This window comes from Candidatus Nitrosopumilus sp. (genome assembly GCF_040878665.1).
Lineage (GTDB): Archaea > Thermoproteota > Nitrososphaeria > Nitrososphaerales > Nitrosopumilaceae > Nitrosopumilus.
Window position 1 is genome coordinate 81483 of the sequence record NZ_JBBDLU010000009.1, and the last position, 14955, is coordinate 96437.

Genomic DNA, 14955 nt, shown 5'->3' on the forward strand with positions numbered 1-14955 from the left:
TTTGTAAAATGGGAAATTTAGGAACAGAAAATAACGACATACAGTATGAAAGACAAATTTCTGAGATCATTCAGGGAGAACTTGTTGATCTGTATGGTGCAAACGGATACAAATCAATTATGCAAACAATGACAAAAATTTCTGGAAAAAAAGAAAAAGAAATCACAACAAACTATGAGTTATTTGCATCATTAGCAGAAAGTGTCTTTGGAAGATTGGCAGAATCAAAGATCTTAGATCCAATCAAATTAGAAATAAGTAAAATTGGAATTGAAAATATCTATCAAGAAGAAAAAATTCAAAAAAAATCGTTGAGAATTCTAATTGCAGATGATGAACCAGAAATTTTAACATTATACAAGACATTTCTTGAAGGCAGAGGCAGAGAAGTAACAACAGCGACAGACGGTAGAAAATGCGTGGACATATACAAAAAAGAAAATTCCTCAGAACAAGCAGAGAGTCATTTTGATATTGTGATACTTGATCAGAAAATGCCATTTATGACAGGATTGCAAGCTGCAGTAGAAATTTTAAACATCAATCCTCAACAAAAAATAATTTTTGCGTCAGGATATCTTGAAAAAACACTATTAGAAGTATTAACAAAACTCAACAAGGCAATTGCAGTAATTGAAAAACCATTTTCATTAGATGTGTTAGACTATATGATAAATAATTCTGCGATTTTTGAAAAATTAGAAAAAATTAATCTAAATCAAGAGGAAAAAGACATTAGTCAAAAACTCTCTGAAGTGATGATCATATTACAAAATCATATTTAATCACAAAAGTTCAGATAAAATAGATAAGATATTTACGGTGAACTGATTACAATTCCATAATGACAAAATTTTACCTATTAGCAATTCCAGTAATAATTGGAATTGTTACTGGAGTGTTTTTGGCATTTTATCCTGAATCAGAAACAGACTCAAACTTACTTACAACTACAAAACTAATTAGTGGTGGATCACCAATTCTTGGAAATTCAAACGCTCCAATTACAATACTGGAATGGGGAGATTATCAATGTACATTTTGCTACAAATTTCACCAAAGTACTTTAGATATCATTAATGAAGATTTTATAAAAACAGGTAAAGTGAAATTAGTTTTTAAAGACTTTCCCCTAAATGGACCAGATTCATTTCTTGCAGCACAAGCAGCATATTGTGCTCAAGATCAAGAAAAATACTGGCAATATCATGATGAACTATACAAAAATTGGGGAGGCGAGAGAACAGGCTGGATAACAAGAAATTCGCTTGAAAAATTTGCAAATACTGTAAATTTGAATTTAGATGAATTCAACAAATGCCTTGATGGAAAAAAATATGAACAAAAAGTAACTACATTACATGAATTTGGAAAAGAGATCGGAATTGATGCCACACCATCATTTTTAGTCTTCAATGATGAAAAAATTATCAAAATAAGAGGGAATCAACCTCTAGAAGTGTTTCTCAAAACCTTTGATGAAATGTAATTTTGAAATCAGAAGTGAATCAATTAATATTCGCATATTAAAGTAAGAGGAGAAATGGAAAAAATCAACGTAGAGAAACAAGATTCAGTCAAACTCTATAAAATCAGAAAAACACTTGAAGAATTATCTCATAAATCAGGCAGAGGCACAGAGCTCATCACAGTGTATATTCCAAAGGGAAAGCAACTCCATGAAATTATCAGCTCACTACAACAAGAACAAGGAACTGCAGATAACATAAAATCAGATTTAACAAGATCACATGTTGTTGATTCACTTGGTAAAGTTATTCAGAGATTAAAACTATACAAAAAAACACCAGAAAGAGGTCTAGTGGTGTTCTGCGGAGCATTACCACCAGAAGAAGGAGGACCACTTGGAAGTGAAGTTGTGACAGTGTGGGAGGTTGATCCTCCAAAAGACCTGAATCAATATTTGTACAGATGCGATGATCATTTTCATGTAGACATTCTAAAAGACATGTTAAAAGATGACAACCTCATAGGGTTTTTAGCAATTGATGCTAAAGATGCAGGATGGGGATTATTACACGGAGATAAAATCGAAGTGTTAGGGCAAACAGGGTCTGGAGTAGCAGGAAAACACAGGCAGGGGGGTCAATCAGCAAAGAGATTCCAAAAACTCAGAGAGATGGAGTTAAGTTATTTTTACAACAGAGTTGCACAGACTACAAGAGAGTATTTTATTGACATTTATCCAGTGAAAGGATTGATAATTTCAGGTCCGGGACATACAAAAGAAGATTTCATTAATGGAAATTATTTAGAGTATAGATTACAAAACAACATCATAAACACTATTGATGCATCATATTCAGGTGCTGAGGGAATACGAGAAGCTTTTGTAAAATCTGCCGACATTTTAGGAGATTTTAGAATGGTAGAAGAAAAAAAGATGGTGGAAGATTTGTTTAGAGAAATTAACAATAACACTGGAAAGGGATCATATGGATTAAAAGAAGTCATAGAATATCTAAAAAACAATGTTGTTGACGTGTTACTAATTACAGATAACACAAACTTGAATCGAATAGAAGGAAAATGTAAACGATGTCAACATCTTCAAGAGGAAATAGTTGAAAGACCACTAGTCATTCCAAAAAAAACACAATTTGCAAACAACCCATGTCCAGGATGTAATTCCATGGAAGTTGAAGCTAACGAACAAGACATTGTAGACTATTTAGAATTACTTGCAGCAAAAACAGGAACTAGATTAGAGGTCATTTCTGGAAGTGCAGAACATGGCAATATGCTTGCAAGTTTAGGTAAAGTAGGTGCAATCCTGAGATATAATCCAGGACACTCTAAATAAGAAAAGCACGGATTTTTGCTGCAAGTTCTAACAATTGCTCATCAGTTGATATTTGGCGCTTTGTCCAGACTGTTCCTTTACTGTTGTATCTTGGAATAATATGAATATGAACATGCGGAATGATTTGCTTTGCTGCCCTTCCATTGTTTTGGCCCAAACTAAATGCGTCAGCTCCGGTTGCATCTAGAATGGCTTTTGCAATTTTTGGAACTATGGCAAACACATTTCCAACATCTTGAGAATCCATATCAGTGATTCTTTCATGATGTTTTCTTGGAATTACCAAACTATGACCTACATCTATAGGATATTTATCTAAAAATGCTACGTGATGTTCATCTTCATATAGAAAATGACCATCTTTCTTTCCTTCTAAAATGTCACAAAAAATACAACCCATAAAGAGATGCATCTTGTAATTTTATTTATTGTTTCTAGTTAGACATAATCAGATCTAAGAACAGACAGACAACCTAACTGTAAAAAGTAAATCCTATATTCCTAGATTTCTTCTTGGCCACAATGCATGCATCTTTTTGATGATAATATCTCAAACCACACAAAATCATGAATAAATCCTTCCTTGCAACTCACATAGACTATGATTTGAATAATAATACAAAGTACCTTGTCAACAACAATATCGATCAAAGGTTGACTCTTTTCATAAACGCCAACACATCATAAAATGTGTGATTCAATATTCAAAAAATATTGCGAGTTTTACATAGAAAGTGTCGAATAGTTAATTAGGGTAAATTTTAGAGTTTTACTATCCAATGGGACGAAAAGAAAGGCGTGAACGTGAAGAAAAACGTGAAAACTATGCTACTAAACATTCGAATGAAAAAAGAAAACAGACATTAATTGCAGTTGGAGTTTTCGTTGGAATTGCATTAATTGTAGGATATGCAAGTTGGATATTTATCAACATGACAGAAACAGCACCAGGTGGACCAGAAAATGCAGGCGCATTAGGCAGTGAGCATTCACACGCAGCAATTTTGGTGAAGATTTTTGGAGATACGTTTGAATTTTCCAGTCCAGCTTTCCAAATCAAATCATCTTGGATTCATTTTGAAGGAAATGATGGAACCACAATTCACAAACACGCTACAGGTGTGAATTTAGGATATCTGTTTGACACCATAGGTATTGGTATAGATGATCAATGTTATGTATTTCCAGATGGAAAATCATTTTGTACTAATGACGAATATACACTAAAGTTCTTCATCAATCGAGAACAAGTATCAGACATAACAAATTATGAGATTATGGAAGGAGATAGAATCTTAGTTGTGTTTGGTTCTGAGACACCTGAAGAAATTGAATCATATTTGTTACAATTAGACAATCAAGAATTAATTAAATAGAATTTTCAGATTCTTCTTTTGTTGTGAATTGAGCCATTTTATCAAATAGCATATAATATCCACATCTTGTGCATTTTAAAACAGTGAGTTCAGTAGTAAGAAATTCCTTATCTTCAAATCGTCCACTAAGTTTGACATTCTCTCCTGCAATCTCAGCTTTATTGCTTTTACATACTGGACATTCCAGAGTTTTTTGTTCCATAAAATAATCCAAAATATTTACAATTTAAACTCAATGAAATTTTTCAAATAGATAATATCAACAAAGCCTAGATTCTAATCTAATAATTTACATTTAAAAATTATTTGGTAGTTTTCATTTAAACACCACATAGATTCGCCACCATTTTGGAGATAGAAATGGATACAGATAGGTATGAAATGAGATTTAAAAAAATTAATAAAAAAAATAAAAAAAGATAGCGTGTTTATCTTAAGCTGCACAGATGTCTATTACTGTGCGTACCGCTATCGTTCCTGAATTTGTGATTGATCCACCACATAGGTTGAATATTCCTCCCCAATTTGTGATTGTGTTACTATTGGTAAACAAGCCTTGATTTAGGATGTCACCTATGTTCATAACTGGACCACTGTTGGTAAATGTACCAGAAGTCATGATGCTGCCGTTGTTGACCAAATTCAATGAGTTGGTAAAGGTGCCACTACTAATCAATACACTACCCCAGTTTGTTTGGATTGCACCCGATGATGTGATTACACCGGTGCTAGTCATGTGACCTCTGTTTTGTATAACACCCGTAGGTCCATTAGTGATTGTACCAGATGAAGTTAGTTCACCAAAGTTATTGAATGGTCCACTATTTGTTATTGTACCGCTGACATTATCAATAACACCGTTATTGATAAAGGTACCAGAAGTTGTAATTACACCGCCACTTGCAATGTTAATTGTTCCGTTATTGACTATTACACCGCTGCTAGTTATTGTTCCAATGTTAAAATTAACATTTGATGCAATTACTAGTGTGTCAGTTGGTCCAATTACAAGAGTTGCAACTGCACATGTGGAAGTAATAGAGTTCCATGTTCCACCTACTGCTGGAGATTCACAGGATATTTTATCATTGACTGTAAAAGTTAATGCTGCTGCATCTTGAGCAGAAAAAGCTAAAACAGAAATTAATGCTGCTAATACAGGAAGTATTAGAAGTTGTTTTGTTTTTGTCATGATGATATAATTGAATATATCGTATTAAGCGGCGCTGACATGAATGAGTGTTTGATTAACACATGTAGTAGGATAGCAGACAAATTTGTCAGTATCATTAACTGAATATCAAAGAATTTTTGAGATTATTTTAGCAAAATCTCTACCAGTTTCAGTTAAAGCAACATTGATTTTATTTTCGTCTATTGTAGATTCAACAAGGCCCTTTTTCTCCATCCATACAATGTGTTTTGCAAGTCTTGCATAGTTTAGTTTAGTATCAAGTGCTAGCTGGGTTTTTCCTCCAGATGAATTTTCAGTCATAAATTTTACTATGCGCATCAAGGTTTTCATGCTTGGATCAAAGGTTGGCACTAGTGATTTAGTTTTTAAAATTTCAATTACTTTATGATTTACAGTCATAATTAGTTACTAATAAAACTCATCTCTTATAATTTGTTTTAATAGACAGACATAATTATTTTACGGTTTTAATTTTATTTTGTTTTTACTAATTGTCCACGCTTATACTCATTGTAATAACCAATACATGCGTTAAGTTCCTTTAAGAATTCATCATTCATAAAATCTCCCTCTTTCAAATCCTTCCAATATGTTAGAATATCCTGTTTCAATAATTCCAATGTTTTTTCTTGCATGAATATTGAAAGTTTCTCTCTGATACATACTATTGGTAATGTATTTTTAGAAGATTTTAAACCATTTTTGAGTTTTTGTTGTTTATTGTAATTAGGTCATCGCTTAATGTCGTTTGATACTATCTAACCAATATTATTTGCAAGTTTTTCAGCGTTTTCTGGAATTATTACTGTAAAGACTGTTGGAGGAGAACTTACAGAGATACTTCCACCATGAATCTCGATAATTGATTTGACACTTGCCAGTCCAAGTCCAGTCCCTTGCTGCTTTGTAGTAAATAAAGGCTCAAAAATTTTCTCTAGGTTCTCTTTTGATATACCTTCTCCTGAATCCTCAAACTCTAAGATCAGATTATTGTTTTGATTTTTTGCACGTATGGTAATTTTTCCACCGTTTTTTCCAATTGCGTCAGCGGCATTGGAGAAGAGATTTACAAATGCTGCCTGCAACTGAATTTTATTTGCCATTAATGAGAAATCATTTTCTGGTAGTTCAACTGTAATGTTTTTTGAAATGTTTGTACTTGCAATAGATTCTTGTAATATTGCTAAAATTGATACCAGTTTCATTTCAGGAAGAGGGGTCTTGACAAATCCCAAGACCTGGCTTATTTGGTGATTAATCCTTAACATTGCATCACGAATGATAGGAATGTATTCATCTAGTTTTGGATCTAATTTTTTATCGATTCTTGATTCCATACTGTCAATTGTCAACTGAATTACGCTGAGCGGATTTCTCAAATCATGTGAAATTCTTGAAGTTAGTTCACCAAGTATAGATAATTTTTCTTTTTTTATCAGGTCGTTTTGGGCCTGAAGTATCATTCTTGTCTGGTTTTTTGTTTTTTCAAACAATATCATTACTAATAATGCAATAATTCCGATTATACCAACAAGTACTGGCAGCACAACATCAAAAAAGTGGTAAAGTGATTTTGTAGACTTGGCACTATCTACAAGAATTGATTCAGAATAATCAGTTGTGCGCTTGCCTCCAAACTCCACCTGCGCTCCGCGTATACCTTCATCAACAAAATAGTCATCCCAGTCCTTGGAAAACGATACAACCATGCCAGTTACAGGCTCTACTGAAACCATGCATTTTCCATCAGAAAGTATTTGTTTTGATGTAAATTGTGGGAAAGCGGAAGACACATCAATGCCTGCATACCTGCACGAAAAGTCATACACTTCAAGATCATCTATCTTGTTTGTTTTTTCAAAAACAAAAGTTGTAGTGGTAAATATCATTGGATGAAAAAACTCATAGTCTTGTTTTTTCACATTTGGCGGAAATGCAAAATATTCGTTTGTCTGTGCATGCTTTCTTGAATCTCTATCAACAAAAAAAGTCTGTTCACTATTAAAGACAATGTTGTTTGTTGTAGGGTCTATTCCAACAATCGTGGCCTTGATTTCCAATATGTCTCCTGTCACATTTGTAACGTACTGTCTCAAAGTCTCACGAATTAGAAATGGTTCAGACAGGTTTCCATCAAGGGATTCAAGTATCCTGTCTTCACCCTCGTGCTCTGAAATTAACTTGTAGTCTAAAGGAATTTTTTTTATCTCATATACGGATATTTCATATATTGTAATTACTGTTAAAATTATTAAAAATCCTATAACAAGTTTTGATTTGAAATTAAAAATCACGTCATAATTTTTAGTAGTTGTCCCACTAAAAAACAAATCCAAATTATATTGGATATGAACATACTTTTGTTTATATTATGATATGGTATGTCGTAATCATGATCAGTTGTATCATAGTAGATGACGATTATAACATTACAAAGGTATTATCTGATATTTTGGAGCTTATGGGCTTGGAAATACTAGCAATAGGACATGACGGTAAAGCAGTAAATCTGTATGAAATACATCGACCAGACATCCTATTCACAGATATCATGATGCCAAAATATGACGGGTTTTATGGAATTGAAAAAATAAAAGAGATTGATTCGAATGCAAAAATTGTTGCCATAACTGCAGATGTCTCATCAGAGACACAGCAAAGACTGTATGATCTGAATATCTCTGAGATAATCTACAAGCCATTTAATCAAAATGAGATAAAAAAAGTACTAACTGAAAAGTACAGAATTAATACAAAATAGATTAATCTTTTCAAATTTTCAAATCAAAAAAACTACGCTGAAGCTACTCTCACAAGCAAAATATTCTGAACATTAATAGTGTAATTATTCTATTAAAAATATTCCTAGATAGAATGAACATCACATTGGAAGAGAATGTAACGACAATACATGTGATAGGAACCTCTCAGACATAGCAAGAAATGAAAACAGATTTTTACTTAATCCCAAGAATAAAAGAACAAAAAGGGTTTATCTCAAATCCCAGACACATGTATCATGATTAAATAAGTAAGTGCTGTTTTCAATTTTTTTAACAGGTGCAAATCCTCCCGGAGTACAAAACTCAACATATGGACTAAGACCAGAACTTTGACTTTCTTGCGGACCCTCGCAACTGAGAGCCTTGGCTTTTCCTATCTGGGCATTTTCTGAAGTCCAATATCTATTTGAAGAATCTTTTAGTAGAATTTCAGGGCAAGACATTTCTTTCATCTCTTGTCTTTCTAGTTCGGCATTAGGAAAAATTGTGTTTATTTTATAATCTACTGAAAAAACAAAAAATCCCATTACAATAACTAAACATATGATTGGAATAATCCAAAATCGGATAGCATCTTCTTCCATGGTTCAATTATGCATGCATCATATTTAATTGCTCAAATTTTTTGCATTGATCTATGAATTAAATAACGTATGAATACTGCGACATGCTTAAAAGATAAAACTAAAACATTATGATAAGTAGAGATTCAAATGAATTCTAAAATTCTGTTAGGCGTAATTGCTAGTGTCTTTGTATTTGCTTTCATAAATGTTGCACATGCTCAACCATTGGAGGATGTCAATGCAATTCCATTTGAGTCTGAGAGTTCTGAAATTTCAGTTAAATTAATTTGGAATCATGATGACGGTATATCTCATTATGAGATAGGATGTGTGAGCTGTTTTCCTAACCTCTCAGAGCAAACAACTCATGATAAAATAATACTGCACAACATTACCGCGTTTGCAAACGGCAATGCTCTTCTTTACATCATTGCATATGACAAGGATGACATCATTTCTGCAAAACAAATAGTAGTGAAACTATATTAAAAATCACGCAAAATCTCATTTTTTTGAATTGTTTTGCTGTCATTAATCCAGTTTTGCACATCGATGATAACGCTTGTTTTTAATGACTCTGTATGAAACCAGCAAAGAACGTCATTTGAGAGACATTTTTGACATTTAATAATTTCTTTTATGGATATGGACACCTCAGATCGCTGGAATGGATTCTCATCAAATGAATATTTCATGATTATTTTGTAATGCTGCGGTATTTATTAAAATGTAATTTTAAATATTCACATACATTTTATGGAAATTCCCAAATATGGAATTAACAAGTTACGAAAATTATATAAATTATGAATGTATTATTTTATGTAACATATGAAAGACAGTCCAACTCTCAGAAAGCTCAACTGTATCATCATTGAGGATGATCAGAATATTATTGACGTGTTTTGTGACTTGTTGGATATGATTAACGTTAATGTTCTTGCAACTGGTAATAATGGCAAAGACGCAGTCAACTTGTATGAAAAACACAACCCTGATATCGTCTTTACTGATTTGCAGATGCCAATATACAATGGCTATTATGCAGTCGAAGCCATCAAGGATTTGAATCCTGATGCTAATCTAGTAGTTGTTACAGGAAATCTTGACGCAATACACTCTAACCTCTTTGATTTGTTGCACGTGCCAGTAATTAGCAAGCCATTTGATGTTGCTCAAATAAAACGAATCATAGATGTAGTTCTATCTTCTGAAGGCAATCCTATTTTACCGTTTGAAATCCGTTACAAATTCCAAGATGACATTAACTATTATTTGTGTACTGTGACATATCCCCAATATCGAAACTTTAAACGATTACCTGTTATTGAGGAGTGCGAGATAGTAACCACACAAAAAACTTTACAGCCACATGAAGAGGAAATGCAAAGAGCCCTTGATTTGGTCATGCAAAATGATACCAGTCATATTCGTAAATTATCGGAGATTGTGCATGTTTGAGCGTGTCTTTCCTATAAGAATTAATATGAAAGTATTAACAGGTGAACATAATGGCTGAGATAGATACTTTTTTTGCATCATCCCTTGAAAATATGATACGTGATAATTTGGGCGATACCACATATCGCAGCATACAGAACCGTCTGTTTGAAAAATATGGCACATCAATTACACAATCAATAAAGGAATTTACAAAACTTGATTCTGTATTGCGGGAATTCTTTGGAGCAGGTGCTGAAGATCTAGAGAAGAAATTCATGGACCGTATTTGTAGCATCAAGTCTAAAAAAGACAAAGTTGAGAATCGATTCACAATATCTGATCCTGTACTTAGTCAGACAATCCTCAAGGCATTTGGCGATGATGAAATGTCAAAAATTCTCAATTCTTCTATTGGTGAGCCATGGACAATTACAGAAATTTTAGAAAAATTGCACATTCCTACCACATCTGGATACAGAAAAATTAATTTTTTAATTGAGCATGGATTGTTGATAAAATCTGGACATGAGTATACTGCAAATCAAAGAACAGTTGACAAGTACAAATCACTCTTTGATAATGTAAATATTGATTTTAACAACAAAATAACTGTCAATGTACAATTCACGCAAGAAGTAATTGCAAACAGTACTGTTCTTCAGACAGTGTATGGCAAATAAGATCTGATTTAGCATCAAGGGATTGTAAAATACAAATCTTAAATTATAGCAATCTAAAATTTACGTATTATGGAGATTTCTAGTAAAAATGTTGTAGATGGAACAGCACGCTCGCCACACAGAGCAATGTACAAAGCTATGGGGTTAAACGATAATGATCTTAGTAAACCATTCATCGGTGTTTGCCATACAGGTAATGAAGCAACACCGTGTAACATCTTACTTCCAACACTTGCTGAAGAAGCAAAAAGAGGAGTGGCAGAAAACGGTGCAACCCCAAGAATATTTTCTACAATAGCAGTAAGTGATGGAATTGCGATGGGTCATGAAGGAATGAAATCATCGTTGATTTCTCGTGAAGTTATAGCAGATTCAATAGAATTGATGGTTAGAGCACACCAATATGATGGAATTGTAGGTATTGCAGGATGTGACAAAAGTTTACCCGGTACTATGATGGCAATGGCACGACTAAACTTACCATCAGTGTTTGTTTATGGTGGGACCATCATGCCAGGAATTTTAGAAGGTAAAGAACTAACAGTAGTTGATGTATACGAAGCTGTAGGGGCATATGATGCAGGTCAAATATCTTTAGAAATGTTAAAAAATATTGAAAACACTGCTTGCCCAAGTTCAGGATCATGTGGTGGAATGTTTACTGCAAATACAATGGCATCAATCTCCGAAGCTATTGGGATAGCATTACCAGGAAGTGCCAGTCCTCCTGCAGAAGATGCCAGACGTAACAAAATGGTGTACGATACAGGTGCAGCATGTGCAAAATTACTAGAACTAAACATTAAACCAAGAGACATTATGACGTATGACGCATTTGAAAATGCAATCATTATGTTAAACGCAGTTGGAGGTTCTACAAATGGGATATTACATTTGTTGGCAATGGCAAATGAAGCCAGAGTCAAATTAACTTATGATGATTTTGAGAAAATTAGAAAAAAGACACCACATATTGCAGATATGAAACCTGGCGGAAGTTATGTGATGAACAGTCTTGATAAAATCGGTGGAATTCCATTTGTTCTCAAAAAATTAGCATCAAAAGGATTACTAAATGGAAATTGTATTACAGTTACCGGTAGAACGATGCAAGAGAATCTTGATTCAATGACCATTCCAGAACCAGTGCAATCAATTATCAGACCAATAGAAAATCCATTACATTCAGTAGGAACCGCAGTTGTACTCAAAGGAAGTCTTGCACCAGATGGAGCAGTAATTAAAACTGCAGGAGTTGAAATGACAAAATTCACAGGTAAAGCCAAAGTGTATGATAGAGAAGAGTATGCATTTGATGCAGTTGCCAAAGGAGATGTTGATGAAGGAGATGTTATAGTAATTAGATATGAAGGTCCAAAAGGAGGACCAGGTATGAGAGAGATGCTTGCAACAACTGCAGCATTAGTAGGTCAAGGATTAGGCAAAAAAGTAGCAATGGTTACTGATGGAAGATTCTCAGGAGGCACTAGAGGATTCATGGTCGGACATGTTGCACCTGAAGCATATGTGGGAGGCCCAATAGCACTAGTCAAAGATGGAGATGAAATTACAATAGATACTGAAACATGTATCATAGACATTCATGTTTCAGAAGAAGAACTAGTAAAAAGAAAACAATTGTGGCGAAAACCAGAACCAAACTACACATCTGGTGCTCTTGCAAAATATGCAACACTTGTAGGCTCAGCCGCACAAGGTGCAATTACAACTGCAAATCCATAGATGAACGATTTATCCATAAGATTTATAGATCTCAATCTAAGATATTCTTCAGAGATAACAGAAAAAAATAACATTATGCTTATCATACTACTGTTGTCTACTACAGGTTTTCTTAAAAAATACATCCATTCAAACAAGCATTAGATTAAACTTAAGTTCATAATAGTTAAAGAAAAACAGTGAACATTTATTCAAACAAATTTGCAATAATAGTCATCATTGTACTAGTATGCATTCTGGCATTACAAGTATCAAGTAATAGCAATTCTAATCAATTAATAGATTCAGAAACATGTGAATTATACATCATAGACCAAAAAATTAATGCTAAAAAATATCTAAACGAGTTTGATTCAAAATGTTTAGATTTTAAAAATTTGAATCCATAGGAAATTAATTAAAGGTATAGTCTATAAAAGAAGCATGGAAGGTCCATCTGAAATAAATTCTGTGTTTTGGAATGAAAAGAAAAAATCGTGGGACTATGAAACGGTTCATGTGGAAGAATATTTTGGATTTACAGAATGCCAACAATGTCGTAGACCAATGTCACATAATATCAAAACAGACGGTAAATTCAAAATGGTTTATGTAAAATGTGGTTGTGCACAAAGAAAATAATTTTTTAAGATTAGTTATTTTCTATTCCCAATACATCATAGTATGCTTTAGGTATCATTTGTTGTCCTTTGAAAAAGACGTTATTAACAGCAGTGTCTAAAACATATGTTCGTGCCCAGTCATCATCGCTTCTAATTGAACGGCCAAATCCTTGTAAGATCTTTGTAAGAGTTTGAGAAGTATACCATAATGGAAATTTATCCATCTTTGCTTTTGTTCTTTTTTCAGTATAGTTTGGATATGGAATCTTTGCAATAATTTGAAATCTGGATAAATCATCCTTCAAATCAACACCCTCCCAAAGAGAAGAAGAGAGTAAAACGCCTGTAGGATCAGATGCATGTTCTAAAATTACTTCATCTTGTGTTTTACCATCCTGATTCCTACTATGACATAGTCGTATTCGTCGAGTATTTTTTGGTGAAAGATATCGTATGATTTTATGACATCTAGGAATTGATGAAGTCAATATCAATCCACGTTCATTTGAATGTTCATCCATTATCCTATCAATTGTTTTAATTACTTCAAGTTCATCTTCATCAGTAGAGCCATATCTTAATCGTCTAATGTTAAGCAAGTCAATTTTTCTATGTTCAATTGGAAACGGAGATTTTTCAGTATCAACAAATGCCACATCGTCTTTTTCCAACCCTATATTTTCACAAAAACTTGATTTGTCAATTGTTGCAGACATGAAGAGTTGATAATCTGTGTCAAAAAAAGATTTTGCAAATTTCGATACATCGATTGGCTTTACAGAGATGGTTCTGAAATTTCCATTCAAATCTTTTACAGGATCATTTACAACAAAATTATCTTTGTCAGATAAAATATCGATTTTAGCTTGTGCAGTTCTATCATAACGGCGCTCTAATCCTGCAATTAATTCATAATCAGGCTCTTTTTGAAATGCTGAACTTTCCTTGATGTCTTTGATTTTTTTTGCATATGAAAATGCCATATCATCAGTTAGTTGTATTATAGAATCTAAATCTCTAAAATCATATTTTTCTGAAGTAAGATTGCATTCATCTACCTGTCCACTGAATATATCAAATCCAACAAATTGAATAATTTGGTCTTCAATTTTATGTGCTTCATCAAAGACAGTTACCTGCCTATCAAGATATTCCTCAAAAAGTTTCTTGTTAAATTTCATAATTGTAAAAAATGCATGGTAATTCCACAAAGAATGTTTTGCCACTAGAGCGTGATATTTTTGCAGATAGTAATGACAAACCTGAGAATCCTGCGTGTTTTCCTCAACTTGTTTAATTGTAGGCTTGAATTTGCATACCTCAAAAATCTCTTTGCCGTTTTTAGTTACTCTTTCCTGGCATTCACCTTTATCACACGTCAAACCCCATCTCATGGCTCGCTTATCATTATCTACTTTCTCAATAGACATTAGTTTGAGGCAGGGAAAATTCTGTTTTCCTTTTACTGATTTTAAAAATGGTATATCCTTAATGTATTGATCCTGAAGATGTTTAGACGCAGTTACAGTAAATGAACTGTCAAAATATCTTGAAACGGTTGCACCAACAAGAGATTTTCCAACTCCAGTAGGAGCACATAAAATAATTTTTTTGTATCCTGATTTTAATTTCTCCTCTATCTTGGAAATTATTTCTTTTTGAATATCTCTAGGAGTGAAATGATCAGGAAATTTTTCTAAAAGAGACAGGATTACATCTCATCATTGTCAATATTAAAAGCAT

The 14955-nt window shown here is 33.2% G+C and carries 18 protein-coding genes; 11 read left to right on the forward strand and 7 right to left on the reverse strand.

Features of this window, described 5'->3' with window-relative positions; translation table 11 throughout:
* Positions 1 to 8 precede the first annotated feature (8 nt).
* From WDZ98_RS10055 to prf1, 3 genes are read left to right on the forward strand one after another with little or no spacing between them, the layout of a single operon-like run.
* Complete coding sequence (locus tag WDZ98_RS10055) at positions 9 to 785, forward strand: response regulator (RefSeq protein ID WP_368057786.1); 777 nt, start codon at positions 9 to 11, stop codon at positions 783 to 785.
* Positions 786 to 844: 59 nt separating this feature from the next.
* The gene (locus tag WDZ98_RS10060) at positions 845 to 1489 is read left to right on the forward strand and encodes a DsbA family protein (RefSeq protein WP_368057784.1); all 645 of its coding nucleotides are present in this window, start codon (positions 845 to 847) and stop codon (positions 1487 to 1489) included.
* Between the two features lie 54 nt (positions 1490 to 1543).
* Positions 1544 to 2824, forward strand: coding sequence for a peptide chain release factor aRF-1 (gene prf1 / locus WDZ98_RS10065; protein ID WP_368057782.1), 1281 nt, complete (start codon positions 1544 to 1546; stop codon positions 2822 to 2824).
* On the opposite strand, the gene WDZ98_RS10070 is transcribed toward prf1, so the two are convergent.
* Positions 2817 to 3224, reverse strand: coding sequence for an HIT domain-containing protein (locus WDZ98_RS10070; RefSeq protein ID WP_368057780.1), 408 nt, complete (start codon positions 3222 to 3224; stop codon positions 2817 to 2819). The genes prf1 and WDZ98_RS10070 overlap by 8 nt on opposite strands.
* A gap of 379 nt (positions 3225 to 3603) precedes the next feature.
* On the opposite strand from WDZ98_RS10070, the gene WDZ98_RS10075 reads away from it, so the two are divergent.
* Entirely contained in the window at positions 3604 to 4200 is a 597-nt protein-coding gene (locus tag WDZ98_RS10075) for a protein-disulfide isomerase (protein ID WP_368057778.1), read from the forward strand.
* On the opposite strand, the gene WDZ98_RS10080 is transcribed toward WDZ98_RS10075, so the two are convergent.
* From WDZ98_RS10080 to WDZ98_RS10095, 4 genes are all read right to left on the reverse strand, one after another.
* Entirely contained in the window at positions 4193 to 4402 is a 210-nt protein-coding gene (locus WDZ98_RS10080) for a hypothetical protein (RefSeq protein WP_368057776.1), read from the reverse strand. The two genes, WDZ98_RS10075 and WDZ98_RS10080, sit on opposite strands and share 8 nt — an antisense overlap.
* A 231-nt stretch (positions 4403 to 4633) precedes the next feature.
* Entirely contained in the window at positions 4634 to 5392 is a 759-nt protein-coding gene (locus tag WDZ98_RS10085) for a transporter (RefSeq protein ID WP_368057774.1), read from the reverse strand.
* A gap of 108 nt (positions 5393 to 5500) precedes the next feature.
* Positions 5501 to 5794, reverse strand: a complete 294-nt coding sequence (locus WDZ98_RS10090; protein ID WP_368057772.1) for a winged helix-turn-helix domain-containing protein — start codon at positions 5792 to 5794, stop codon at positions 5501 to 5503.
* Positions 5795 to 6153: 359 nt separating this feature from the next.
* Positions 6154 to 7731 carry a porin PorA family protein gene (locus tag WDZ98_RS10095; RefSeq protein ID WP_368057768.1) on the reverse strand — a complete coding sequence of 526 codons (1578 nt, stop codon included), beginning with the start codon at positions 7729 to 7731 and terminating at the stop codon, positions 6154 to 6156.
* A gap of 56 nt (positions 7732 to 7787) precedes the next feature.
* Here WDZ98_RS10095 and WDZ98_RS10100 point away from each other — a divergent pair, with 56 nt between their 5' ends.
* On the forward strand, positions 7788 to 8156 hold the full coding sequence (locus WDZ98_RS10100) for a response regulator (protein ID WP_368057766.1): 369 nt from the start codon (positions 7788 to 7790) through the stop codon (positions 8154 to 8156).
* A gap of 231 nt (positions 8157 to 8387) precedes the next feature.
* Here WDZ98_RS10100 and WDZ98_RS10105 read toward each other — a convergent pair whose 3' ends face one another.
* On the reverse strand, positions 8388 to 8762 hold the full coding sequence (locus tag WDZ98_RS10105; RefSeq protein ID WP_368057764.1) for a hypothetical protein: 375 nt from the start codon (positions 8760 to 8762) through the stop codon (positions 8388 to 8390).
* 129 nt (positions 8763 to 8891) lie between these two features.
* On the opposite strand from WDZ98_RS10105, the gene WDZ98_RS10110 reads away from it, so the two are divergent.
* The 6 genes from WDZ98_RS10110 (at position 8892) to WDZ98_RS10135 (ending at position 13231) form a co-directional block, all read left to right on the forward strand.
* Positions 8892 to 9233: a hypothetical protein gene (locus WDZ98_RS10110; RefSeq protein WP_368057762.1), complete on the forward strand. Its 342-nt coding sequence runs from the start codon at positions 8892 to 8894 to the stop codon at positions 9231 to 9233.
* Between the two features lie 342 nt (positions 9234 to 9575).
* Positions 9576 to 10205 carry a response regulator gene (locus WDZ98_RS10115; protein WP_368057760.1) on the forward strand — a complete coding sequence of 210 codons (630 nt, stop codon included), beginning with the start codon at positions 9576 to 9578 and terminating at the stop codon, positions 10203 to 10205.
* A 50-nt stretch (positions 10206 to 10255) separates the two neighbouring features.
* The gene (locus WDZ98_RS10120; protein ID WP_368057758.1) at positions 10256 to 10867 is read left to right on the forward strand and encodes a transcriptional regulator; all 612 of its coding nucleotides are present in this window, start codon (positions 10256 to 10258) and stop codon (positions 10865 to 10867) included.
* A gap of 69 nt (positions 10868 to 10936) precedes the next feature.
* The gene (gene ilvD, locus WDZ98_RS10125; RefSeq protein ID WP_368057756.1) at positions 10937 to 12610 is read left to right on the forward strand and encodes a dihydroxy-acid dehydratase; all 1674 of its coding nucleotides are present in this window, start codon (positions 10937 to 10939) and stop codon (positions 12608 to 12610) included.
* 179 nt (positions 12611 to 12789) lie between these two features.
* Positions 12790 to 12999 (forward strand): hypothetical protein, encoded by a 210-nt coding sequence (locus WDZ98_RS10130; protein WP_368057754.1) that lies wholly within the window; start codon positions 12790 to 12792, stop codon positions 12997 to 12999.
* Between the two features lie 34 nt (positions 13000 to 13033).
* Positions 13034 to 13231 carry a hypothetical protein gene (locus tag WDZ98_RS10135; RefSeq protein ID WP_368057752.1) on the forward strand — a complete coding sequence of 66 codons (198 nt, stop codon included), beginning with the start codon at positions 13034 to 13036 and terminating at the stop codon, positions 13229 to 13231.
* A gap of 10 nt (positions 13232 to 13241) precedes the next feature.
* Here the strand turns inward: WDZ98_RS10135 and WDZ98_RS10140 are convergent, their stop codons facing one another.
* Positions 13242 to 14924, reverse strand: coding sequence for a helicase C-terminal domain-containing protein (locus WDZ98_RS10140; RefSeq protein WP_368058422.1), 1683 nt, complete (start codon positions 14922 to 14924; stop codon positions 13242 to 13244).
* Positions 14925 to 14955 lie beyond the last annotated feature (31 nt).

What these genes read in the sequence shown, in the direction of transcription:
- WDZ98_RS10055 (WP_368057786.1), top strand. Translation starts at nt 9, where the DNA reads ATGGGAAATTTAGGAACAGAAAATAACGACATACAGTATGAAAGACAA.
- WDZ98_RS10060 (WP_368057784.1), top strand. Translation starts at nt 845, where the DNA reads ATGACAAAATTTTACCTATTAGCAATTCCAGTAATAATTGGAATTGTT.
- prf1 (WP_368057782.1), top strand. Translation starts at nt 1,544, where the DNA reads ATGGAAAAAATCAACGTAGAGAAACAAGATTCAGTCAAACTCTATAAA.
- WDZ98_RS10070 (WP_368057780.1), bottom strand. Translation starts at nt 3,224, where the DNA reads ATGGGTTGTATTTTTTGTGACATTTTAGAAGGAAAGAAAGATGGTCAT.
- WDZ98_RS10075 (WP_368057778.1), top strand. Translation starts at nt 3,604, where the DNA reads ATGGGACGAAAAGAAAGGCGTGAACGTGAAGAAAAACGTGAAAACTAT.
- WDZ98_RS10080 (WP_368057776.1), bottom strand. Translation starts at nt 4,402, where the DNA reads ATGGAACAAAAAACTCTGGAATGTCCAGTATGTAAAAGCAATAAAGCT.
- WDZ98_RS10085 (WP_368057774.1), bottom strand. Translation starts at nt 5,392, where the DNA reads ATGACAAAAACAAAACAACTTCTAATACTTCCTGTATTAGCAGCATTA.
- WDZ98_RS10090 (WP_368057772.1), bottom strand. Translation starts at nt 5,794, where the DNA reads ATGACTGTAAATCATAAAGTAATTGAAATTTTAAAAACTAAATCACTA.
- WDZ98_RS10100 (WP_368057766.1), top strand. Translation starts at nt 7,788, where the DNA reads ATGATCAGTTGTATCATAGTAGATGACGATTATAACATTACAAAGGTA.
- WDZ98_RS10105 (WP_368057764.1), bottom strand. Translation starts at nt 8,762, where the DNA reads ATGGAAGAAGATGCTATCCGATTTTGGATTATTCCAATCATATGTTTA.
- WDZ98_RS10110 (WP_368057762.1), top strand. Translation starts at nt 8,892, where the DNA reads ATGAATTCTAAAATTCTGTTAGGCGTAATTGCTAGTGTCTTTGTATTT.
- WDZ98_RS10115 (WP_368057760.1), top strand. Translation starts at nt 9,576, where the DNA reads ATGAAAGACAGTCCAACTCTCAGAAAGCTCAACTGTATCATCATTGAG.
- WDZ98_RS10120 (WP_368057758.1), top strand. Translation starts at nt 10,256, where the DNA reads ATGGCTGAGATAGATACTTTTTTTGCATCATCCCTTGAAAATATGATA.
- ilvD (WP_368057756.1), top strand. Translation starts at nt 10,937, where the DNA reads ATGGAGATTTCTAGTAAAAATGTTGTAGATGGAACAGCACGCTCGCCA.
- WDZ98_RS10135 (WP_368057752.1), top strand. Translation starts at nt 13,034, where the DNA reads ATGGAAGGTCCATCTGAAATAAATTCTGTGTTTTGGAATGAAAAGAAA.